The sequence below is a fragment of the Janthinobacterium salmonicoloratum genome (assembly GCF_051380845.1).
Classification (GTDB): domain Bacteria; phylum Pseudomonadota; class Gammaproteobacteria; order Burkholderiales; family Burkholderiaceae_D; genus Janthinobacterium; species Janthinobacterium lividum_F.
Map to the genome: position 1 here is coordinate 165,944 of NZ_JBNYXV010000005.1, position 22,084 is coordinate 188,027.

Sequence of the window (22,084 nt, forward strand, 5' to 3'; positions counted from 1 at the left end):
ATGCGGCTGTTCGATAGCTTCTGCTGCTGTAAGCTATCGGGCTGTGCCGCCCGCCCATCAATCTCCGCGCAAGCCGGCCAGCGCCGCCTCGAAGGCGGGTGTGCCACGGCGCGCGTCGCCCACGATGCGGCCATCGCGCAGACTGAGCAGCCGGTCCGCCAGCGCCGCTTCGCGCCGCAAGTGGGTGGCGATCAGCAAAGTGCGTCCTTCGCTGCGCGCGCGCAGGCGCTGCAGGACATCGATTGCCGTCTGTGCATTCAGCGCCTCGGTGGCTTCGTCCAGCAGCCACAGGGTCGATTCGTGCAGGAACAGCCGCGCCAGCGCCAATCGCCGCGCCTGCCCGCCCGACAAGCCCAGGCCGCCCTCGCCCAGCAGCGTATCGAGGCCGCCCGCGAAGGCACGCACCTCGTCATCCAGGCCGGCCGCCTGCAGCGCCGCCCACAGCTGCGCATCACTGGCGGACGGGTCGGCCAGGCGCAGGTTGTCGCGCAAGCTGTCCTGGAACAATTCCGTCTTCTGGGTGAACAAACAGGCGCGCGGCGCGCTCACCTTGCCCGACAGCGGTGCCAGCTCGCGCGCGGCAAGGGCCAGCAAGGTTGACTTGCCCGCGCCGCTGGGGCCGATCAAGGCCACGCGCTCGCCATCCGCAAGATGCAGCGATACGTCATGCAAGATGGCCACACGGCTGCCCGCATGCGCGGCGCTGACGTGCTCCAGGCGCAAGCCCTGCGCGGCATCCGCGGACGGCGCCACGACGTCTGGTCCATCGAAGCGCGGCGCCAGCCGGCGCATGGCCAGCAGCATGCGGCCCGCCTCCAGCGCGCCACGGCGCAATCCCGCAAACGGCTCCACGGCCGTCAGCGCAATCAACAAAGCCAGGGCCGCCAGCGGCACGTTCAGCGTTTGCTGCTGCACCAGCGCGGCCACGGCCAGCAGCACGCCGGCCAAGGTCGCGCTGCCGGCCACGCCATACGCGGCGCCGGCCGCCGTCTCCAGGCGCAGCAGGGCAAAATCGGCTTGCGCCAGCGAGCGGTCGATCTGTCCCAGCGCGGCGCATTGGGCGTCGATGCGGCCCGCCATCACCAGGTCCGTCTGGCCGGCCACCAGGTCGATGGTGCCGGAGCGCAATTTTTCGATGGCGCGCGAGCGCACGATGGCCGGACGGCGGGCACGGTGCGCCACGACCCAGCTGATGCCACCGCCGGTGGACAGCAGCCACGCGGCCAGGCCCAGGCCCAGCTGCCACTGCATCACGCCCAGCGCCACACCAGCCAGCAAGGCCGCGCACAGGGCCGTGAAGGCAGGCACCAGCAGGCGCAAATACAGTGATTCGAGCGCGTCGATATCGGCCGTCAGGCGGAACAGCAGCTTGGCGGGCTGGCGCAGCAGGCGGCTGGCCGCTTCCGGGCGCGACCAGCCGCGAAACAGTCGCACGCGGATGCTTGCCAGCGCCGCAAACGTGGCATCGTGCGTGACGAGGCGCTCCGCATAGCGCGATCCCGTGCGGCCGATGGCCAGCAGGCGGATGCCGGCCGACGGGCCGAACACATCGAACAGGATCGCGGTGGACGCATGCAGGCCGGCAATCGACGTGGCGGTAATAAACCAGCCGGACAAGCCCAGCAAGGCCATGCCAGCCACCGCCGTCAGGGCCGCCAGCATGGCGCCCCCGATCAGCTTGCCTGGCTGGGCCAGCAGCAATTGCCGCAGGACGGGGTGCAATCTAAGCGAATTTTTCATGCGCGCAGTTCCTGTACTTGCGCCTGCGCATCGACCTGCACCATGCGCTGCAGCCGGCCAGCCAGCACGGGATCGTGCGTGGCGACAATCATCGTCTTGCCTTTCGCCAGTTCCAGCAAGGCGTCCGTCACGCGCGCCGCCGTTTCGCTGTCCAGGTGGGCCGTCGGTTCATCGACCAGCAACAGATCCGCGTGCGGATGCAGGGCCACGCGGGCCAGGGCCAGGCGCACGGCTTCGCCGCCGGACAAGCCTTGCCCGCCATCGCTGAGCATGACGGCCGGCTGCGCCTGCGCCACAGCGGCCAGGTCGGCCAGGTGCAGCGCCTGCGTCACTTGCGCGGCATGCGCGCCCACGCGGCCCAGGGTCACATTCTGGCTGACGGAGGCGGCAAACACGTGCGGGCGCTGGCCCATCCAGGCCATGCGCTGGCGCAAGGTATTTACCGTGCTGTCATTCAGGCGCACACCGCCGATGCGGATATCTCCGCCGCTGGCGGGCAGCAGGCCGGCCAGCAGGGACAGCAAGGTGGTCTTGCCGGCGCCGCTGGCACCCAGCAGGGCCACGTGTTCACCGGCACGCACCTTCAGGTCGAAGCGGTTGAACACGGGCGCCTCGCCGCGATGGGCAAAGCTTAATTGCTGTAGTTCCACGGTGGGCGGCGCTGCCACCGCCATGGCGGCGGCAGAAACGGCAGCCACTTCCACGCCGGCACCTGGCAGGGGCACGCCCTCCCCCGCCATGTCATGCAAACCGGCCAGGCCCGCTTCGCCAGCCGCCTTGTCGTGCCAGACGGCGGCCAGTTCGCGCAAGGGTTCGAAAAACGCGGGTGCCAGCAGCAGGATGAACAAGCCCTGCCCCAGGCTCAGTTCCCGGCCCCAGGTGCCGAAACTGATGCTGCCCAGCAAGGAGAAACCGATAAACGCCGCCACCATGGCCACCCCCAGCGCGGAAAACAGTTCCAGCACGGCGGACGACAAAAAGGCGATGCGCAGCACCAGCATCGTGCGCCGGCGCACGGATTGCGACGAGGCGTCCAGCCGTTCAGCCGTGGCGTCGACGGCGTCGAGCGCGCGCAGGGTGGCCAGGCCGCGCAGGCGATCCAATAGAAAGGCGTTCATGCTGCCCATTTCCACCATCTGCGCCCGGCTGGCCGCTTGCGCGCCCATGCCCACCAGGGCCATGAAGACGGGAATCAGGGGCGCGGCGATGAGCAGTATCAATGCGGCGATCCACGACAGCGGCGTCACCACGGCGAGGATCACGAGGGGTACGGTGAGCACCTTCCAGCGCGCGGGCTTGTAACGCACCAGATACGGCACGATGGCTTCGGCCTGCTCGGCGATGACGCTGGCCGCCTGGCCCGACTGGGCGCGCTGGCGGTCCAGCGGCGAACGGTGCGCCAGCGCTTGCGCCACCTGGGCGCGCAAGGTGGACAGGTGCTCGCGCGCCGCCGCATACATGCGCCGCGCGCCCCACGCTTCGCAGCCGGCGCGCAGCACGCCCAGCAGCAGCACGCCAGCGGCTGGCAGCAAGGCCGCGCGCCAGGGCGCACCGTCGAGCATGGCTTGCACGGCCCAGGCCAGCAAGGCCGCTTGCGGCAGCCACAGCAAGGCGGCGCCGCCTTGCGCCAGGCTGGCGGCACGGGGGAGAATAAAGCGGGGCAAGGACAAGGGCGTGGTCGGCATCTTCTATATTTCTTGAGTTTTCAGAATTTTCTGTAAATTCGATTTTTTGTATAATACTGCGAAACATGACATATATCAATTGACCCTGCGGGTGTGGCGTGAAAAAATTCAGATAATTATGAAAACTCAACATATCCAAATGACGCCGCTGATCCTGACCTTTGTCAGCCATTTCGGCGAGATGGGCAGCCGCTGGGGCTTTAACCGCACGGTGGGGCAAGTGTACGCCTTGTTGTTTGTCGCGGAGCATCCTTTACACGCGGATGAAATCGCGGAACACCTGAGTTTTTCGCGCTCGAACGTGAGCATCGGCTTGAAGGAGTTGCAGGGCTGGGGCTTGATACGCCAGTCGCGCATCCCCGGCGACCGGCGCGAGTATTTTTCCTCGCTGGGCGATGTGTGGCAAATCTTCCGCGTGGTGGCCGCCGAGCGCCGCCGCCGCGAAGTGGCGCCCACCCTGACGGTGCTGCGCGAATCGCTGCTGGCGCCGGCCACGGAACCCGTGGACCAGTATGCGCAGGAGCGCATGCGCGAAATGTATGAACTGGTCGACCTGGCCAACACCTGGTTCGACGACTTGCAGCGCCTGTCGCCCGAATCGATGGCGCAACTGATGAAAATGGGCGCCAAGGTGCAAAAGCTGCTCAATGCCAAGGATCGCCTGTTTGGCAAGAGTCCCGAGGAAAACTAGGCCCAGCCTCGCCTGCCACCGGCACGTCCGTGCAGCGAGCGCCCCCCCTTCCGGCCGGCCTTGCCCTTGTGAGATTTAGTGAGATTTCCACAAATTAATTTTCATATAATGCGGCCGCGAATCGACACGTCTCTGTCGCCCTCACTTGCCAAATTCATGAAAAAATCTCTCGCAGTTAGCAGTATCGTCTTGCTCCTCAACGGTTGCGGAGGCGGCGGAAGCGGCGGCAACGATGCCCCTATCGGCCCGCCAACGGGACCGGTGACACCGGTGACACCTGTCCTCGCCAGCATCAACGCGGCCGATGCATTCAGCAAGTTCATCAACACCAATCAAAACGGCGTGGACCTGCCCTCGAATGACGGTTTCCTGGGCACGGCAAACCTGATCATCCGCACGGAAGAGTCCTACCCCTTCGTCACCGACGGCGTGGCGCAGGAAACCAAGACGTCGCAAGTGATCCAGTTCCAGCGCCGCGGCGCCGATGGCCGCCTGCAACGGCAAAACATCTGGAAAATTCATTTTGATGCACAGATGAAACCCATCGGCATCGCCGTCGGCAAGGAATACGGCACCTATACCGATTGCCTGGCAGTGAAAAGCAGCACGGCTTTGCCTACCTCGACGAATGGTTCCGGTGCGCTCCTGTCGGGTCTGCAGTCGAGCACCTACGTGGAAGGGTTCAAGAGTGGAAAATATGCCCACTATTGCAGCCCGAGCACGCAAACGAGCGGCAGCGTGGAATGGTCCGTCGTTGAAGGCGCGCCCAATCCCTATTTCTGCCTGACCATGCCTGAAGGCATGACTGCCGCGAAAACCCGCATCTGCACGCCCGTGGACAAGTCCGGCACGTTAAACCAGTCAGCCTGGGTACGCGTCTACAATAGCGATGGCACATCGCAAGTGGACTACAAGAATACGAGCCTGAACAAACCGGTGGAAACCTTCAGCACCATCATCAATGCCAAGGATTACTGGTACGGCGTCGTATGGCGTCCGCAGGATGGCTATGTGTACAAGACTTACCCGGACAGCCGCTACTCCTCGGAACTGGCCTGCCGCGAACAGACCAACATCAACTGGAAAGAAAACTGGAGCGCAAACAATATCGGCTGGGCCTGCATCCACACCATCTCGAACTAAATCCCCCCCTCCCCCTGCGGCCCGCGCCGCAGGCGAGGCAGTAAGCGGCCGTCAGCCCGCATTTTTAGGCGGCGTTGACGGCCAGTCCCCACCTTTTTACACCGTCTTTATGCCCCTCTCGCTATGCTGGCTGGCACCACCATCCTTGCGAAGGAGCTTCCATGCATGAATCCCCATTCCAGCCACGCACGCGCAGCATGCTGCGCCAGCACTTGCCCGTGCGCGAACGGCTGCGCCTGGCGCGCTTGGCGAGCAAGAAAGTGCTGTCGGTATTGTCTGCGCTGCTGTGCGCGGCGCCACTGCTGTATTTGCTGAGTGTGGTGCTGTTTGCGCAGCCTTAGGGCCGCGTGCTGATAGACAGGAAAGAGAGAAGAAGCGGCTGCATGGCGCAAGCCGTGACCAGTATGAAACTGGTCCGCCCAGAGGGAATCGAACCCCCATTCACGGTTTAGAAGACCGTTGTCCTATCCGTTGAACGATGGGCGGAGAGGTGCAGTATTTTAATCCATGCGCGCTAGCAATGAAATGCCTGCGCGGAATAGAAAACGGGCTGTCATTTCTGACAGCCCGCTTATGACTTTGGTCGGAGTACAAGGATTCGAACCTTGGACCCCCTGGTCCCAAACCAGGTGCGCTACCGGGCTGCGCCACACTCCGAAGACAAGATAATAACGCCCCCACCCAATTTCGTCAATTGCCATAGACGAATTAGATGGAAATAACTATCGATCCCTGCCTTAAACAGCGACCTTGTCGGCGATGCGGCGCGCCATCGACTCGGCCTTGTCCTTGTCCTTGGCTTCCACCATCACGCGTATCAGCGGTTCGGTGCCCGACGCGCGGATCAGCACGCGGCCCGTGTCGCCTAGCTCGGCCTCGACCAGTTCTTTCTCGGCCACCATGGCGGCATTTTTCTGCCAGTCAAAACCAGGCGCCACGCGCAGGTTGATCAGGGTTTGCGGGAATAGCACCAGTTCGGCCAGGCATTGCTGCAGGCTCTGGCCGCTACGCTTGAGCGCGGACAATACTTGCAGTGCGGAGACGATGCCGTCGCCGGTCGTGTGCTTGTCCAGGCACAGCAAATGGCCCGAGCCCTCGCCGCCCAGTATCCAGCCCTTTTCCTTCATCACTTCCAGCACATAGCGGTCGCCCACCTTGGCGCGCGCAAAGCCGATGCCCTGCTGCTTGAACAGCACTTCCAGCGCCATATTGGTCATCAGAGTACCCACGGCGCCAGCTACGGAGCCCGTCGCAAGGCGGTCCTTGACCATGACGTACAACAACTCGTCGCCGTTATACATGCGGCCGGTGGCGTCGCACATGATCAGGCGGTCGGCGTCGCCATCGAGGGCGATACCGAGATCGGCGCCGTGCTCGACGACGGCTTCGGCCATGGCCTTGGTCGCAGTGGCGCCGTAGCCCGCATTGATGTTGAAACCGTCGGGCTTGTTGCCGATGGCGATGACTTCCGCGCCCAGCTCATGAAACACGTGTGGGGCGATATGGTAGGCGGCGCCGTGCGCGCAATCGACGACGATCTTCAGGCCGCGCAAGTCCAGTTCGTTCGGGAAAGTGCCCTTGCAAAATTCGATGTAGCGGCCCTGGGCATCGTCCAGGCGCTTGGCGCGGCCCAGCTTGTCCGAGGGCACGCAGGCCATGGGCTCGTCGAGCGCCGCTTCGATTTCCAGTTCCACGCTGTCAGGCAGCTTGGTGCCCTGGCCGGAAAAGAACTTGATGCCATTGTCATGATAGGGATTGTGCGAAGCGGAAATGACGACGCCGGCCGACAGGCGCAGCGCCCGCGTCAGGTAAGCGATTGCCGGGGTCGGCATGGGGCCGGCCAGCATCACGTCCACGCCCGCGGCCGACAGGCCCGCTTCCAGCGCCGCTTCCAGCATATAGCCGGAAATGCGCGTGTCCTTGCCGATCAGCACCGTCGGGCGCACCTTGCCGCCTTGCGACTTGGCCAGCACCTTGCCGGCAGCATAACCGAGGCGCATGACAAAATCGGGGGTGATCGGAGCCGTGCCCACCAGGCCGCGGATGCCATCGGTGCCAAAATATTTACGCGTCATAGTATTTCTCTTTTTGTTGTTTATGATAAATCTTACAGGCTCAGTGCGCCATGCGCCAGACCTTCAGTGCATCGACGGTTTCTGCTACATCATGCACACGGATAATTTCCGCACCTTGCGCTACCGCAGCAAGCGCACCGGCAACGCTGCCGGCCAGGCGCTGCTCGACGGGACGTCCCGTGACGGCGCCGATCATCGACTTGCGCGACAGGCCGACCAGCACAGGCAGGTCCAGCTCGCTGCGCAACTGGCGCGTGGCGCGCAGCAAGGCATAGTTCTGCTCCACCGTCTTGCCAAAACCAAAGCCGGGATCGACGCACAGGCGCTCGCGGGCAATGCCGGCCGCCGTCATCGTCGCTATGCGCTCGCGCAGGAAGTCGATGACTTCGCGCACCACGTCCTCGTACTGCGGCTGGTCCTGCATGGTTTGCGGCACGCTTTGCATGTGCATGATGCACAGCGCGCAATCGCTGTCCCGCACGGCATCGATGGCACCCGGCGCGCGGAAACCGTTGATATCGTTGATCATGTCTGCGCCCGCCAGGATGGCTTCGCGCATCACTTCGGGTTTGTACGTATCGACGGACAGGGGCTTGCCGCAGTCGCGCAAGGCGTACAGTACGGGCATGACGCGCTGCAATTCATCTTGCAGCGGCAACGGCGGCGCGCCGGGGCGGCTCGATTCGCCGCCGATGTCGATGATGTCGACGCCATCAAGCATCATCTGCTCGGCGCGCGAAATGGCAAATTCCAGGTGTTGATACTGGCCCGCATCGGAAAACGAGTCAGGCGTGATGTTCAGGATACCCATCACCAGCGCCTGCGTGCCCTGCAGGTTGAAGCCGAAACGGCCGAATTGCAAATAGTGTCGCATGTGAATCTTTGTAGTCGTCAGGGAAATCTGGCGCGCCAACGAAAAAGGGCAAGGATCGCTCCTTACCCTTTTGATTGCGCGCCGCCGGTCAGGGCGGCCGCTATCAGGCTGGTGCCGTCACGTTTGGCGAGATGCCGCCCGTGCCGCTGTCGCCCGCATTGCGGCGTGGCGGGATGACTTTCGGTGGACGCGGCTCCAGGCCGGCCATGATGTCGTTGATTTGCTCTGCATCAATGGTTTCCCATTCCAGCAAGGCTTTGGTCATCATTTCAACCTTGTCGCGGTTGCCTTCCAGCAAGGTGCGCGCCAAAGCGTATTGCTTGTCGAGAATGTTGCGGATTTCAGCATCGACCTTTTGCTGGGTCGCTTCCGAGATCGTCTTGGTGGCGCCACCGAAGAAACCTTCGTTTTCGCTGTCTTCGTAGACCATCACGCCCATGCTGTCGGACATGCCGAAGCGGGTCACCATGGAACGGGCCAGCTTGGTAGCACGCGAGAAGTCGTTCGACGCGCCGGTGGACATTTGTCCCACGAAAATCTCTTCGGCGATACGGCCACCGAACAGGATGGAAATTTCTTCCAGCATCTTGTCTTTGTAGGCGGACAGATTGTCGTGTTCCGGCAACTGCCAGGTCAGGCCCAAGGCCCAGCCCCGCGGCATGATCGTCACTTTATGTACGGGATCAGCCTTCGGCAGCAACTTGGCGACGACTGCGTGACCGGACTCATGGTAAGCCGTATTGCGACGCTCTTCCTCGCGGATGATCATCGATTTACGCTCAGGACCCATGTAGATCTTGTCTTTCGCATCTTCGAAGTCGGCCATTTCCACCAGGCGCTTGCTGCGGCGGGCGGCGAACAGGGCTGCCTCGTTGACCAAGTTGGCCAAGTCCGCGCCCGAGAAACCAGGGGTGCCGCGGGCCAGGATATCGGCTTTCACGTCGGTACTGATAGGTACTTTACGCATGTGCACGTTCAAGATCTGCTCGCGGCCGCGGATATCGGGCAAGCCGACGGACACCTGGCGGTCGAAACGGCCTGGACGCAGCAAGGCTTTGTCGAGCACGTCGGCGCGGTTGGTGGCGGCCACGACGATCACGCCGGAGTTCGCTTCAAAACCGTCCATCTCGACCAGCAACTGGTTCAAGGTCTGTTCGCGCTCGTCATTGCCGCCGCCCATGCCGGCGCCACGGTGACGGCCGACAGCGTCGATCTCATCGATGAAGATGATGCACGGCGAATGCTTTTTCGCGTTTTCGAACATGTCGCGGACACGACTAGCACCCACGCCGACGAACATTTCCACAAAGTCGGAACCGGAAATCGAGAAGAACGGCACCTTGGCTTCGCCGGCAATGGCGCGCGCCAGCAGGGTTTTACCCGTGCCCGGAGGACCGACCATCAGCACGCCGCGGGGAATGCGGCCGCCCAGTTTCTGGAATTTGCTCGGATCCTTGAGGAAGTCGACCACTTCGTTGACTTCTTCTTTCGCTTCGTCGCAACCGGCGACATCGGCGAAGGTGACGGTGTTGCTGGCTTCATCCATCATGCGTGCCTTCGACTTGCCGAACGAGAATGCCCCGCCCTTGCCGCCGCCTTGCATCTGACGCATGAAGAATACCCAGACGCCGATCAACAGCAGCATGGGGAACCAGGAAACAAAAATAGTTTGCAGGAAAGACGCTTCCTCAGGCGGACGCACATCGAAATGCACGCCATTGTCGCGCAGGTCGCCGATCAGGCCCTTGTCGAGGCTGGTGGCGGTGGTACGCACCTTGGTGTCGTCCATCAGCTTGGCGGTGATCGACGAACCTTCGATCACGACATCCTTGACGCGCTTGGCTTTGACTTCATCCAGCAAATCGGAATAAGCGATGGCCTTGCTGCCGCCTGTGGCGCCATGACTGTCGAATTGCTTGAACAGCATAAACAACAGCAGCAATACGACTACCCAGATGGCAGATTTGGAAAACATGTTATTCACGAAGACTCCTTGGATGCAGTGCGCATCTCTTTACCTATAGCTAGAAACACGATTTTACTCGCAATAAGCGGGCCGTGCCAAAGCCCGCCGATCCGTGCGCGCGAAAAAATCGCGTTCACGCAAAAAAATGCAGTATAAACAATTTAGGCTTTTATACCATCAGACGCTACTGCACTTCTCGTTCCCATGTGCGGATTCCCGCTTAAATATCAAGGGCGGAATCGTCTTCTTCCACGGCATTTTTCAGCGGATTCTTGATTCCACGGCCCATCAGGAAGATTTCCGACGATTTATCGCGGCTGGCCTTGGGCTTTTTCTGCACCACGACCTTGAATTCAGCGCGGAATTTCTCCACGATCTGGCTAAACCCCATATCTTTAAAGCATTTCACCAGCAGTACGCCAGACGGCTTCAGGTGCAATTGCGAGAATTCGATGGCCAGGTCGATCAAATGTTCCATGCGCGCGGCGTCCGCCGTGGCGATGCCCGACAGGTTGGGCGCCATGTCCGACAGGACCAGGTCGACCTTGCGGCCCTGCAACACCACTTCCAGCTGGCGCAGCACGCGCGCTTCGCGGAAGTCGCCCTGGATGAAATGGAAATCGGCGATCGGCTCCATTTCCAGCATATCCAGGCCAATCAGGGTACCATTGACCCCGCCGCCGTCCTTGCCGGCCAGCTTGCGCCGCGTGTACTGGGCCCAGCTGCCAGGAGTGCAACCAAGGTCGACAATCACCTGGCCAGGTTTGATCAGTTTCTCGTCTTCATCGATTTCTTTGAGCTTGTATGCTGCCCGGGCGCGGTAGCCCTCTTTTTGCGCCAACTTCACATAAGGATCATTTATGTGGTCGTGCAACCAGTTTTTGTTTAATTTCTTCTTTGCCATTCGCGTAGAATACTGCTTTTAAGGGAATTACTAAATATTATTATGCTAAAACTTACACCCGTAGAGCGCAGCGCACTGCGCGCCGAAGCACACGCGCTGAAGCCTATCGTCATCATTGGCGAAGCGGGCTTGACACCTGCTGTACTCAAAGAGATCGACCTTGGCCTGGATTCGCACGGTCTGATTAAAGTCCGCGTGTTCGGCGACGACCGCGAAGCCCGCGTCGGAATGTACGATACGATTTGCGGCAATCTCGGCGCCGCCCCGGTACAACATATTGGCAAACTGCTGGTAATCTACCGTCCGAAAAAAGAAGTGGTTAAGGAGAAGGTCAGCGCCGGCAAAGGCATGCGCGAAGTGACCATCGTCAAGGCCAGCGCCAGCGGCACCAAGCGCCCGAGCGTGACGAAAGTCATGATCAAGGGCAATGAGCGCGTTACCGAAGGCGGTTCCATCAAGCGTGCCAAGCCACGTCAGAAAAGCGCCAAGAAAAGCGCACTGGGCAGCAAGTAAGCCTGTTCACCCGGCAACCGCAAGGCAGCCGGGCTTGAAACAAGAAGCGGAGCACGGGATATTCCCTGCTCCGCTTTTTTATTGCTGCTAATTCAAGATTACTGCTGTTTCCAGATCAGCACGCCCGCCAGCAAGCTTTGCACGGCAAAGATCACGGTCGACACGCCATGCAGCATGCCAAAGCGGCTACGCATGGCTTCGTCCATGATGCCCGACGGGGCTTGCGCCTTGAGTTCAGCCATCAGGGGCGAAATGCCGAAATGGCTGAGCAGCGCGCACACCAGCATTGATAGCACCAGCGCTGCCAGCAGGCGGCGGCGCTTGAGCTCCAGCGCGCCGGGGCTCCACTGCAGCAAGGCCAGCAGTATCAAGGCACAGACGATGGACAGCCAGGCCTCGGCGCGGAACATGCTGCCGGCGATATTACCTGCCAGCACGCGGTCGCTCAGGGTGCCAAACAAGGTCGGCGCCACGATGAAACCGATGGTCCACAGGCTGCCAGCCCACAGGGTGGCAACGAGGAGGCGCACGCGGCTCAACATCAGATGTACAGTACTTCCAGGATTTCGTATTCGCGCGGGCCGGACGGCGCCTGCACTTCCACCACGTCGCCGGCGTACTTGCCGATCAGCGCGCGGGCGATCGGGGACGTTACGGACACTTTGTTCTTTTTCAGGTCGGCTTCATCGAGGCCCACGATCTGGTAGGTGACTTTCTGGCCCGATTCCAGGTCTTCCAGGTTCACGGTCGAGGCAAAGACCACGCGGCCTTCCGCGTCGAGCGCGGTCGGGTCGATGATTTGCGCTGCGCCCAGCTTGCCTTCGAGTTCGGCGATGCGGCCTTCGACGAACGCTTGGCGTTCCTTGGCGGCATCGTACTCGGCGTTTTCCGACAGGTCGCCGTGCGAACGCGCTTCGGCGATCGCATCGATGACGATGCGGCGTTCCTTGGTCTTCAAATGATGCAGCTCTTCTTTCAAGAGTTCTGCGCCGTATTTGGTCAATGGGACTGAGGTCATGTTATCTCTACTATCTGCTAGTTATCGGCGCCGTCGTCCGTGTTTTGTCACGGTTAACGGACTTACCAAGTGAAAACCACAGAGGCCGCGCGCTGCTCTGCACGGAACTCTGTGGTTGATAAGCATGCAGTGTACCGCCTAACGGCGGCCACTGCAAACGCACTTAGTTCAAGGTCTTGTGCAGACCTTGCAAATCGTACACACGCAACTCATCCAGATGGCGGATGCCTTCGACAGCCGCTTCCGCGCCCGCGATGGTGGTGTAGGTCGTCACGCGCGACGCCAGAGCCGAGGTGCGGATGGCCCGCGAATCGACGATGGCGCTGCGCTTTTCTTCCACGGTGTTGATCACCAGCACGATTTCATGGTTCTTGATCATGTCGACCACGTGCGGACGGCCTTCGATCACCTTGTTCACTGGCGTGACGGCGATGCCGGCAGCAGCGATCACGGCGGCGGTGCCCTTGGTGGCGACCACGGTGAAACCGGACTCGACCAGGTCACGCGCCACTTGCACGGCGCGGGGCTTGTCCGACGCTTTCACGCTGATGAAGACCTTGCCCGATTTTGGCAGATTCACGCCCGCGCCCAGTTGCGATTTCACAAACGCTTCGCCGAAGGTCAGGCCGACGCCCATGACTTCGCCCGTCGATTTCATTTCAGGGCCCAGGATGGTGTCCACGCCAGGGAACTTGACGAACGGGAACACGGCTTCCTTGACGCTGAAGTATGGCGGCACGACTTCCTGCGTGATGCCTTGCGAGGCCAGCGACTGGCCGACCATGCAGCGCGCGGCGATCTTCGCCAGTTGCAAACCGGTGGCTTTCGAGACGAAAGGCACGGTGCGCGAAGCGCGTGGATTGACTTCCAGCACGAAGACGACGTCTTTCATTTCGCCGTCGATTTCCTGCTTCTGGATGGCGAACTGCACGTTCATCAGACCGACCACGTTCAAGCCCTTGGCCATCAGCGCCGTCTGGCGTTTCAGTTCTTCAATGGTTTCCGGCGCCAGCGAATATGGTGGCAAGGAGCAAGCCGAGTCGCCCGAATGCACGCCAGCCTGTTCGATGTGTTCCATCACGCCGCCGATAAACGTCGTTTCGCCGTCGGAGATGCAATCGACGTCGCACTCGATGGCGTCGTTCAGGAAGCGGTCCAGCAATACTGGCGAATCGTGCGAGACCTTGACGGCTTCGCGCATGTAGCGCTCGAGGTCGCGTTGCTCGTGAACGATTTCCATGGCGCGCCCGCCCAGCACGTACGATGGACGCACGACCAGCGGGTAACCGATTTCCTGCGCCAGCGCCAAAGCGTCGGCTTCCGTGCGCGCGGTGCGGTTAGGCGGCTGGCGCAGTTCCAGCTTGTGCAGCATTTGCTGGAAACGCTCGCGGTCTTCGGCCGCATCGATCATGTCCGGCGAGGTGCCGATGATCGGTACGCCATTGGCTTCCAGGTCCAGCGCCAGTTTCAGCGGAGTCTGGCCGCCGTACTGCACGATCACGCCCACCGGTTTTTCGATGGCGACGATTTCCAGCACGTCTTCCAGCGTCAGGGACTCAAAGTACAGGCGGTCCGAGGTATCGTAGTCGGTCGAAACCGTTTCTGGGTTGCAATTGACCATGATGGTTTCGTAGCCGTCTTCGCGCATGGCGAGGGCCGCGTGGACGCAGCAATAGTCAAACTCGATACCCTGGCCGATACGGTTCGGGCCACCGCCCAAAACCATGATCTTTTTCTTGTCGGTCGGATTCGATTCGCACTCTTCGTCGTAGGTGGAATACATGTACGCCGTGTCGGTCGAAAATTCGGCCGCGCAGGTATCGACGCGCTTGTAGACGGGACGGATGTTCAGCGCATGGCGCTGCTGGCGCACGGCCGTGTCGGTCGTCTGCAGCAAAAAGCCCAGGCGGCGGTCCGAGAAGCCCTTCTGTTTCAACTTGTACAGGGTGTTCTTGTCCAGGTTTTCCAGCTTCTGCGTATCGAGCCACAGTTCCAGGTCGACGATTTCCTTGATCTGTATCAGGAACCATGGGTCGATCTTGGTCAGATTGTGCACTTCTTCCAGGGTGAAACCCTGGGCAAACGCATCGCCCACGTACCAGATGCGCTCAGGACCAGGCTCGCCCAGTTCTTCTTCGATCTTTTCGCGGTCCTTGGTCTTTTCGTTCATGCCGTCCACGCCCACTTCCAGGCCGCGCAAGGCTTTCTGGAACGATTCCTGGAAGGTACGGCCGATCGCCATCACTTCGCCGACGGATTTCATCTGCGTCGTCAGGTGGTGGTCGGCGGTCGGGAATTTCTCGAACGTGAAACGGGGGATCTTCGTGACGACGTAATCGATCGACGGTTCGAACGATGCCGGCGTGGCGCCGCCCGTGATTTCATTGCGCAGCTCGTCCAAGGTGAAACCGACGGCCAGCTTGGCGGCGATTTTCGCGATCGGGAAACCCGTCGCTTTCGATGCCAGGGCCGACGAACGCGATACGCGCGGGTTCATCTCGATGACGATCATGCGGCCATCGACAGGGTTGATCGAGAATTGCACGTTCGAGCCACCGGTGTCGACGCCGATCTCGCGCAGCACTGCCAGCGAGGCGTTGCGCATGATCTGGTATTCCTTGTCCGTCAAGGTTTGCGCCGGCGCCACCGTGATGGAGTCGCCCGTGTGCACGCCCATCGGGTCAAGGTTTTCGATCGAGCAAATGATGATGCAGTTGTCCGCCTTGTCGCGCACCACTTCCATCTCGTACTCTTTCCAGCCCAGCAACGATTCTTCGATCAGCAGTTCTTTCGTCGGCGATGCTTCCAGGCCGCGCTTGCAGATGGTTTCGAATTCTTCTTCGTTGTAGGCGATGCCGCCGCCGGAACCGCCCATGGTGAACGATGGACGGATGATGGTCGGGAAGCCCAGGGTGCGCTGCACGGCCCACGATTCTTCCATCGAGTGCGCCACGCCGGAACGTGCCGAACCGAGGCCAATCTTGGTCATCGCGTCCTTGAACTTGGAACGGTCTTCCGCCTTGTCGATGGCTTCCGGCGACGCGCCAATCAGCTCGACGTTGTATTTTGCCAGCACGCCATTGTTGAACAGGTCCAGCGCGCAGTTCAGCGCCGTCTGGCCGCCCATCGTCGGCAGGATCGCGTCAGGACGCTCCTTGGCGATGATGCGCTCAACGACCGACCAGGTGATCGGTTCGATGTAGGTCACGTCGGCCATTTCCGGATCCGTCATGATGGTCGCAGGATTGCTGTTGACCAGGATGACTTTGTAGCCCTCTTCGCGCAGGGCCTTGCACGCTTGCGCGCCGGAATAATCGAATTCGCAGGCCTGGCCGATCACGATCGGGCCAGCGCCAATAATCAGAATACTTTTAATATCTAAACGTTTAGGCATTTTTCTTTTTCTCCTCCGCAGCCATCAAATTGATGAAGCGGTCAAACAGGTAAGCAACATCCATCGGGCCCGGCGACGCTTCAGGGTGGCCCTGGAAGCAGAAGGCCGGCTTGTCCGTGCGGGCAAAGCCCTGCAGGGAGCCGTCGAACAGCGATTCATGGGTCACGCGGCAGTTTGCGGGCAAGGTTGCCGCGTCGACTGCGAAACCGTGGTTTTGCGAGGTAATCAAGACTTGCTTGGTTTCCAGGTCTTGTACCGGGTGGTTGGCGCCGTGGTGGCCGAACTTCATCTTCAGCGTTTTTGCGCCGGAAGCCAAAGCCATGATCTGGTGGCCGAGGCAGATGCCGAAGGTCGGGATGCCCTTCTCGATCAGCTCCTTGGTCGCCGCGATGGCGTAGTCGCATGGTTCCGGATCGCCAGGGCCGTTCGACAGGAAGATGCCGTCCGGATTCAGCGCCAGGGCGTCGGCAGCGGTGGCTTGCGCGGGCAGCACGGTGACCTTGCAGCCGCGTGCCGTCAGCATGCGCAGGATGTTGCGCTTGACGCCGTAGTCGAAGGCAACCACGTGGTATTTCGCGTCGGCGTCCGCCAGTTGGCCGTAACCTTCGCCCAAGGTCCATTCCGTTTCGCGGTATTCATAGGCGGCCGGGGCCGACACTACCTTGGCCAGGTCCATGCCTGCCAAGCCGGGGAAGGAGCGGGCCAGTTCCAGCGCTTGCGCGGCGGATGGCTCATTGCCTTGCGTACCGACGAGGATGGCGCCGCCCTGCGCACCTTTTTCACGCAGGATGCGCGTGAGCTTGCGTGTATCGATGCCGGCGATGGCGACGATATTTTCAGCTTTCAGGTAATCGGACAGGGAAAGGGTGGAACGGAAATTAGATGCCAGCAATGGCAGATCGCGGATGATGAGGCCAGCGGCGTGTACCTTGGAAGATTCGACGTCTTCCGGATTGACGCCCGTATTGCCGATATGCGGATAGGTCAGGGTGACCATCTGGCGGCAATAGCTTGGGTCGGTAAGGATTTCCTGATACCCGGTCATCGAGGTGTTGAAAACAACCTCACCCGTGGTATGACCGGCGGCACCGATCGAAAAACCTTTAAAGATCGTTCCATCAGCAAGCGCTAATATGGCTGGAACGGCAGGGCCAGAAAAAAATGGCGGCAAGGGCAACTCCTGATAAAGTTACCGTAGCTGCGCCACGTCAGACTGACCGCCTAGATACCCGAGCCAGATGCACTCAGGGTGTTTCAACGGTCATTTTGAATGAGGGGATGGGTAGTCGCTACGGTATATGTGTGATTGGCTAAACCTTTGAATTATAACCAAAAGGAAGCTTTTCCACAAGGAAGAAAATTCAGAAAACCCGGCATTTTTTTGCGCAGCAGCATAAAGCCTGTGCCCCATGAAAAAAGCCGCCCGGCTTGCGCGGGGCGGCTAGTTCTCCAACTGCGGCTACTACTTAGGCCGTCAAAGCTGCAATACCAGCTTTCGCGATTTGCGCATCTTCCGCCGATTTCACACCCGAGACGCCGACGGCGCCCACGTAGTGACCGTCGAACACGATAGGCACGCCGCCTTCGAGCAAGCCGTCGATTTCTGGCGCGCTCAGGAACGACACGCGGCCGCCATTGATCATCTCTTCATAGATGCGCGATTCGCGGCGGCCCAGCGCTGCCGTCTTGGCTTTCGATGGAGCGATGTGCGACGAGATCGGCGCCACGCCATCCATGCGCTGCAGCCACAGCAGGTGGCCGCCGTCGTCGACGATGGCGATCGTGACCGCCCAGTTATTCTTGACCGCTTCCGCTTCGGCGGCGGCAGCGATTTTCTTTACGTCGTCCAGGGTCAAAATCGGTTTCGATTGCATGGTGCATCCTTGTTATGTTGAATCAAAATTGTATACGAAATGCGTAGCGGCGCGATCGCTTACTGCTCGCGCTTGGCTTTCAGTTTTTGCTTGAGCTGCGCCATGACGGCAAAGGTCGCCTGCTCGCCCGCCAGGATGGCCTGGTTGCGGCTGTTGAAATCGTTGCCCTTCATGGTGCCCAGGCTGGGCTGGATCACCACATCCGCATCCTTCAATTCGAACTGATTGATGCGCTGCCCCATGATGGCGAAGGTCTGCATCAGCACTTCCATCGAGCTGATGGCCTTCTGCGTATCCGTTTGCGACGAAATATTCACGGCGATGATGAAATCGGCGCCCATGTCGCGCGCAAAGCGCACGGGCACAGGAGCGACAAGGCCGCCATCGACATAGGTGTGGCCGGCAATGGTCACGGGCTGGAACACGCCGGGCACGGCCGACGAGGCGCGCACGGCCATGCCGGTGTTACCGCGCTGGAACAGGATCGGCTGGCCATTTTTCAAATCGGTCGCTACTACGCCAAACGGTATCTTGAGTTTTTCCAGCGGCACGCCGCCGACAGCCTTGTTGACATAGCTTTGCAGCGCTTCGCCCTTGAGCACGCCGGACGACTTGCCGAACAGGGGCAAGGCCCAGTCCGAAATGGCCGCCTCGTCCATGTCGAACGCCATCTTTTGCAGGGCAAAGCCGGAGTTGCCCGCCGCATACAAGGCCCCCACCACGCTGCCGGCGCTGGTGCCGGTGACGATGTCAGCCTGGATGCCTTGCGATTCGAGCGCCTTGATCACGCCGATATGCGCGAAACCGCGCGCCGCGCCGCCTCCCAGCGCCAAGCCGATCCTGATCTTGCGCGGCGTGACGACGATGGGCTCGGGTGGCGTCAATACTTGGACGGGTTTCGGGGCGGTGGTATCGCAGCCGGCCAGCACAAAGGCGGCCAGGGCAAGCAGGGTCAGGCGTTTAGGGAACATAGTGGCAGAAGAGAACCGCGCGCGGCAGTGGCAACAAAGGAGAGCCGATTGTAGCGCAAGCGGGGCCGCCCGCACTGAAGGCTGTCTTAAATGTTTATGGTGACAAGATTCAGAATCGTGCGCGCCACTCCGGCTGCTAGACTGACGCCTGGTCTTTACTCTCAATCAACATGTCCGAAGAATTGCAATTTTCCGACAGCCGTGCCCTGCACGCACCGTTTGCGCAACAGTTATCGCAGCTATCGCCCGACGGCGCCCTCGCCTGGCTGACCGCCATCCTCGCCACGCAGGCGCCCGCGCTGCGCTCGTCGAACGCCATCCTGTTGGCCTACACGGGCACCCCTGCCGCCCTCGACTGGATCGATGCCAATGTTGGCTCGCCCGTGGCGGGGCAATGGGGCGTGGCGGCAGCGCTGCTGGACACACCGTGGCCACGCATCCTGGACTGGCTGCAGCGCGGCGGCCCGCACCGGCTGATGGCGCTCGATGCCCTGCATGCCTACCGCAAGCCGGCCGCCAACATGTCACCGCTGGAACAGATCGCCGCGCCCGTGCTGCCGCAAGCGCCCTCGCGCGCCGCCCTCGATGCGGCGCTAGCCACCTGCCTGGCCGCGTCCGCGACGCCGCGCATCCACGCGGCCGTCAACTCGATCAACAGGCATGTGGACGACATCCTGCGCGGCGGCCCCCGTGGCGTGCCCGTGGCCGACTTACCGCGCCTGTACCTCGACCCGGCACCGTTCCAGGATGCCTCCTCCATCCTCGATCGGCACGAGACGGTGGTGGACGGCATGCGGCAGAACCTGCAGAACCTGCTCAAGGGCATACTGTGAACCGGCCAGCCCATATCAGCATCGACTTGAGCGATATCAATACCGCGCGCCAGCTGCATGCCGCCCTGGCAGCCGCGCTGGCCTTTCCTGCCATCTACGGCATGAACTGGGATGCGTTCTGGGATGCCATCACGGGCCTGGTGGAAATGCCGCAACAGTTACAATTCACAGGGTGGCAGGCGCTGGAAGAACGGCTGCCGCGCGATGCGGCCATCCTGCAGCGCATACTGGCGCGCATGGCGCAAGATGCGCCGGACGGGGCGACACACGTGCATTACATGTAGAACGGAAACGCTTGACAGCCCCGCCCAACTTCCCGTACATTAAGTGCATGTCCTCCTTCAAACATTCCTCCCCTTCCCTGCTGTCGCTATCGCGACTACATCTAGCACGCGCATAAGTTTGCCGCATTGCTTCGCTTGGCCACACGCCGGCGTGTTTCAAAAACCCTGGAAGGTTTGATGATGTTTGCACCATCCCCATTCGTACACGTAATTCCCACTGCGACCGCCCCTGCTGGCATCGCTGTCGCACTGCTACCGCTACCGATCGCTTGCCTGGCCTAGTGTTGCGTGGCCGCCCGGCAAGCTTGCGCCACAACCATTGATTTCCCCCTATCTTCAGGAGTACCCGATCATGATGTTGCAAAACCCAGCTTCCAAATACCGCGCCTTTCCTCCCGTCAAATTGACCGACCGTCAATGGCCGAACCAGATCATCAGCAAACCACCTATCTGGATGAGCACCGACTTGCGCGACGGCAACCAGTCGCTGATCGAGCCGATGAGCGCGGAAAAGAAGCTGCGGTTCTTCGAGATGCTGATCGCCATCGGCCTGAAGGAAATCGAAGTGGGCTTCCCATCGGCATCGCAGACGGACTTCGATTTCGTCCGCAAGCTCGTCGATGAAGGCCGCATCCCGGACGACGTCACCATCATCGTGCTGACCCAGTCGCGCGAAGAATTGATACGCCGCACGGTGGAGTCCGTCGTCGGCGCCAAGCGCGCCATCGTCCACCTGTACAACTCCGTGGCGCCCGTGTTCCGCAAGGTCGTGTTCGGCATGTCGCGTGAAGAAATCACGAATATCGCCACCACCGGCACCACCCTCGTGAAACAGCTGGTGGCACAGCATCCGGAAACGGAATGGGGCTTTGAATACACGCCGGAATCGTTTTCCACCACCGAGCTCGATTTCTCCAAGCATATCTGCGACGCCGTCAGCGCCATCTGGAAGCCGACGCCGGCCAACAAGATGATCATCAACTTGCCATCGACCGTGGAATGCAGCACGCCCAACGTGTATGCGGACCAGATCGAATGGATGTCGCGCAAGCTGGCGCGCCGCGATTCCATCATCATCAGCGTGCACCCGCATAACGACCGCGGCACGGCCGTCGCGTCGGCCGAGCTGGCCGTAATGGCGGGCGCCGACCGCGTCGAAGGCTGTTTGTTCGGCAATGGCGAGCGCACCGGCAACGTCGACCTGGTGACCCTGGCGATGAATTTGTACACGCAGGGCGTGCACCCGGGCCTGGATTTCTCCGACATCGATACCGTGCGCAAGTGCGTGGAAGAGTGCAACCAGTTGCCCGTCCACCCGCGCCACCCGTATGCGGGCGACCTCGTGTTTACGGCATTCTCCGGCTCACACCAGGATGCGATCAAGAAAGGGTTCGCCAAGCAACAACCGGACAGCATCTGGGAAGTACCGTACTTGCCGATCGATCCGGCCGACCTGGGCCGCAGCTACGACGCCGTGATCCGCGTCAACAGCCAGTCCGGCAAGGGCGGCATGGCGTACTTGCTGGAACAGGAATACGGCCTGGTGTTGCCGCGCCGCCTGCAGATCGAATTCTCGCGCGCCGTCCAAGCCGTGGCCGACGCCACGGGCCGCGAAATCGCCGCGCAGGATATCCATGAAATCTTCCAGAAGGAATACCTGGAGCAGACAGCGCCGTACGCCTACTCCTCGCACCGCATGGTGGAAGACACGAGCAGCGACGAGTCCGTGCAAATCGACATCAGCCTGTCGCACCGCCAGACGCCTTTGGCCCTGCAAGGCGGCGGCAACGGTCCCATCGATGCCTTCGTCAATGCGCTGGGCCTGGACATCAAACTGATGGATTACCATGAGCACTCGATCGGCTCCGGCGCCAACGCGCAAGCGGCTTGCTATGTGGAATTGCGCCTCGATAACGGCCCGACCCTGTTCGGCGCCGCCATCGACAGTAATATCGTTACCGCTTCGTTCAAGGCCGTGCTGTCGGCCGTGAACCGCCGCATCGGGCAAACGGAAGCGGAAAAAACAACAGCAGCCGACGTGGCGGCCAACGCCGCCTGAGCACGACTCTGGCATCCCTCATAGGGAGAAAAAGCGGTACGGCTTGATCGCCGTGCCGCT

The 22,084-nt window shown here is 61.1% G+C and carries 19 protein-coding genes and 2 tRNA genes; 7 read left to right on the forward strand and 14 right to left on the reverse strand.

Going from position 1 to position 22,084, the window contains the following annotated elements:
• Nucleotides 1-57: 57 nt before the first annotated feature.
• On the reverse strand, nucleotides 58-1,740 hold the full coding sequence (locus tag ACQ4WY_RS22190) for an amino acid ABC transporter ATP-binding/permease protein (RefSeq protein ID WP_436505942.1): 1,683 nt from the start codon (nucleotides 1,738-1,740) through the stop codon (nucleotides 58-60).
• Nucleotides 1,737-3,425, reverse strand: a complete 1,689-nt coding sequence (cydD, locus tag ACQ4WY_RS22195) for a thiol reductant ABC exporter subunit CydD (RefSeq protein ID WP_436505943.1) — start codon at nucleotides 3,423-3,425, stop codon at nucleotides 1,737-1,739. The genes ACQ4WY_RS22190 and cydD overlap by 4 nt, the downstream gene beginning before the upstream one ends.
• Nucleotides 3,426-3,564: 139 nt before the next feature.
• On the opposite strand from cydD, the gene ACQ4WY_RS22200 reads away from it, so the two are divergent.
• From ACQ4WY_RS22200 to ACQ4WY_RS22210, 3 genes are all read left to right on the forward strand, one after another.
• The gene (locus ACQ4WY_RS22200) at nucleotides 3,565-4,116 is read left to right on the forward strand and encodes a GbsR/MarR family transcriptional regulator (protein WP_287771302.1); all 552 of its coding nucleotides are present in this window, start codon (nucleotides 3,565-3,567) and stop codon (nucleotides 4,114-4,116) included.
• Nucleotides 4,117-4,272: 156 nt separating this feature from the next.
• The gene (locus ACQ4WY_RS22205; protein WP_436505944.1) at nucleotides 4,273-5,259 is read left to right on the forward strand and encodes a hypothetical protein; all 987 of its coding nucleotides are present in this window, start codon (nucleotides 4,273-4,275) and stop codon (nucleotides 5,257-5,259) included.
• Between the two features lie 161 nt (nucleotides 5,260-5,420).
• The gene (locus ACQ4WY_RS22210; RefSeq protein ID WP_436505945.1) at nucleotides 5,421-5,600 is read left to right on the forward strand and encodes a hypothetical protein; all 180 of its coding nucleotides are present in this window, start codon (nucleotides 5,421-5,423) and stop codon (nucleotides 5,598-5,600) included.
• A 70-nt stretch (nucleotides 5,601-5,670) separates the two neighbouring features.
• Here ACQ4WY_RS22210 and ACQ4WY_RS22215 read toward each other — a convergent pair.
• From ACQ4WY_RS22215 to ACQ4WY_RS22240, 6 genes are all read right to left on the reverse strand, one after another.
• Nucleotides 5,671-5,745: transfer RNA gene (locus ACQ4WY_RS22215), tRNA-Arg, on the reverse strand.
• Nucleotides 5,746-5,839: 94 nt separating this feature from the next.
• A tRNA-Pro gene (locus tag ACQ4WY_RS22220) sits at nucleotides 5,840-5,916 on the reverse strand.
• Nucleotides 5,917-5,996: 80 nt separating this feature from the next.
• A complete protein-coding gene (glmM, locus tag ACQ4WY_RS22225; protein WP_436505946.1) occupies nucleotides 5,997-7,334 on the reverse strand; it encodes a phosphoglucosamine mutase in 1,338 nt (445 codons plus the stop codon).
• Nucleotides 7,335-7,374: 40 nt separating this feature from the next.
• Entirely contained in the window at nucleotides 7,375-8,208 is an 834-nt protein-coding gene (folP, locus tag ACQ4WY_RS22230; protein ID WP_436505947.1) for a dihydropteroate synthase, read from the reverse strand.
• Between the two features lie 103 nt (nucleotides 8,209-8,311).
• A complete protein-coding gene (ftsH, locus tag ACQ4WY_RS22235) occupies nucleotides 8,312-10,192 on the reverse strand; it encodes an ATP-dependent zinc metalloprotease FtsH (RefSeq protein ID WP_353657743.1) in 1,881 nt (626 codons plus the stop codon).
• 202 nt (nucleotides 10,193-10,394) lie between these two features.
• Nucleotides 10,395-11,078 (reverse strand): RlmE family RNA methyltransferase, encoded by a 684-nt coding sequence (locus ACQ4WY_RS22240; protein ID WP_034757436.1) that lies wholly within the window; start codon nucleotides 11,076-11,078, stop codon nucleotides 10,395-10,397.
• A 42-nt stretch (nucleotides 11,079-11,120) separates the two neighbouring features.
• Between ACQ4WY_RS22240 and ACQ4WY_RS22245 the strand changes: the two genes are divergently transcribed.
• Nucleotides 11,121-11,591, forward strand: coding sequence for a YhbY family RNA-binding protein (locus ACQ4WY_RS22245; RefSeq protein WP_010397237.1), 471 nt, complete (start codon nucleotides 11,121-11,123; stop codon nucleotides 11,589-11,591).
• 98 nt (nucleotides 11,592-11,689) lie between these two features.
• Here the strand turns inward: ACQ4WY_RS22245 and ACQ4WY_RS22250 are convergent, their stop codons facing one another.
• The 6 genes from ACQ4WY_RS22250 to ACQ4WY_RS22275 all read right to left on the reverse strand — a co-directional run bounded on the left by ACQ4WY_RS22250 (nucleotide 11,690) and on the right by ACQ4WY_RS22275 (nucleotide 18,848).
• Complete coding sequence (locus ACQ4WY_RS22250) at nucleotides 11,690-12,133, reverse strand: DUF4149 domain-containing protein (RefSeq protein WP_436505948.1); 444 nt, start codon at nucleotides 12,131-12,133, stop codon at nucleotides 11,690-11,692.
• On the reverse strand, nucleotides 12,133-12,609 hold the full coding sequence (gene greA, locus ACQ4WY_RS22255; RefSeq protein ID WP_010397233.1) for a transcription elongation factor GreA: 477 nt from the start codon (nucleotides 12,607-12,609) through the stop codon (nucleotides 12,133-12,135). Before greA ends, ACQ4WY_RS22250 begins: the two co-directional genes overlap by 1 nt.
• A gap of 163 nt (nucleotides 12,610-12,772) precedes the next feature.
• Nucleotides 12,773-16,003, reverse strand: coding sequence for a carbamoyl-phosphate synthase large subunit (carB, locus tag ACQ4WY_RS22260; protein ID WP_077402818.1), 3,231 nt, complete (start codon nucleotides 16,001-16,003; stop codon nucleotides 12,773-12,775).
• Nucleotides 15,996-17,174 carry a glutamine-hydrolyzing carbamoyl-phosphate synthase small subunit gene (gene carA, locus ACQ4WY_RS22265; RefSeq protein WP_436505949.1) on the reverse strand — a complete coding sequence of 393 codons (1,179 nt, stop codon included), beginning with the start codon at nucleotides 17,172-17,174 and terminating at the stop codon, nucleotides 15,996-15,998. Before carA ends, carB begins: the two co-directional genes overlap by 8 nt.
• 295 nt (nucleotides 17,175-17,469) lie before the next feature.
• A complete protein-coding gene (locus ACQ4WY_RS22270) occupies nucleotides 17,470-17,877 on the reverse strand; it encodes a GlcG/HbpS family heme-binding protein (RefSeq protein ID WP_034786036.1) in 408 nt (135 codons plus the stop codon).
• 59 nt (nucleotides 17,878-17,936) lie between these two features.
• Entirely contained in the window at nucleotides 17,937-18,848 is a 912-nt protein-coding gene (locus ACQ4WY_RS22275; protein WP_436505950.1) for a patatin-like phospholipase family protein, read from the reverse strand.
• 170 nt (nucleotides 18,849-19,018) lie between these two features.
• Here ACQ4WY_RS22275 and ACQ4WY_RS22280 point away from each other — a divergent pair, with 170 nt between their 5' ends.
• The 3 genes from ACQ4WY_RS22280 (at nucleotide 19,019) to leuA (ending at nucleotide 22,024) form a co-directional block, all read left to right on the forward strand.
• Nucleotides 19,019-19,681 carry a hypothetical protein gene (locus ACQ4WY_RS22280; RefSeq protein ID WP_436505951.1) on the forward strand — a complete coding sequence of 221 codons (663 nt, stop codon included), beginning with the start codon at nucleotides 19,019-19,021 and terminating at the stop codon, nucleotides 19,679-19,681.
• The gene (locus tag ACQ4WY_RS22285; RefSeq protein WP_436505952.1) at nucleotides 19,678-19,965 is read left to right on the forward strand and encodes a barstar family protein; all 288 of its coding nucleotides are present in this window, start codon (nucleotides 19,678-19,680) and stop codon (nucleotides 19,963-19,965) included. Before ACQ4WY_RS22280 ends, ACQ4WY_RS22285 begins: the two co-directional genes overlap by 4 nt.
• 352 nt (nucleotides 19,966-20,317) lie before the next feature.
• Entirely contained in the window at nucleotides 20,318-22,024 is a 1,707-nt protein-coding gene (gene leuA / locus ACQ4WY_RS22290; protein ID WP_353657749.1) for a 2-isopropylmalate synthase, read from the forward strand.
• Nucleotides 22,025-22,084: the final 60 nt, after the last annotated feature.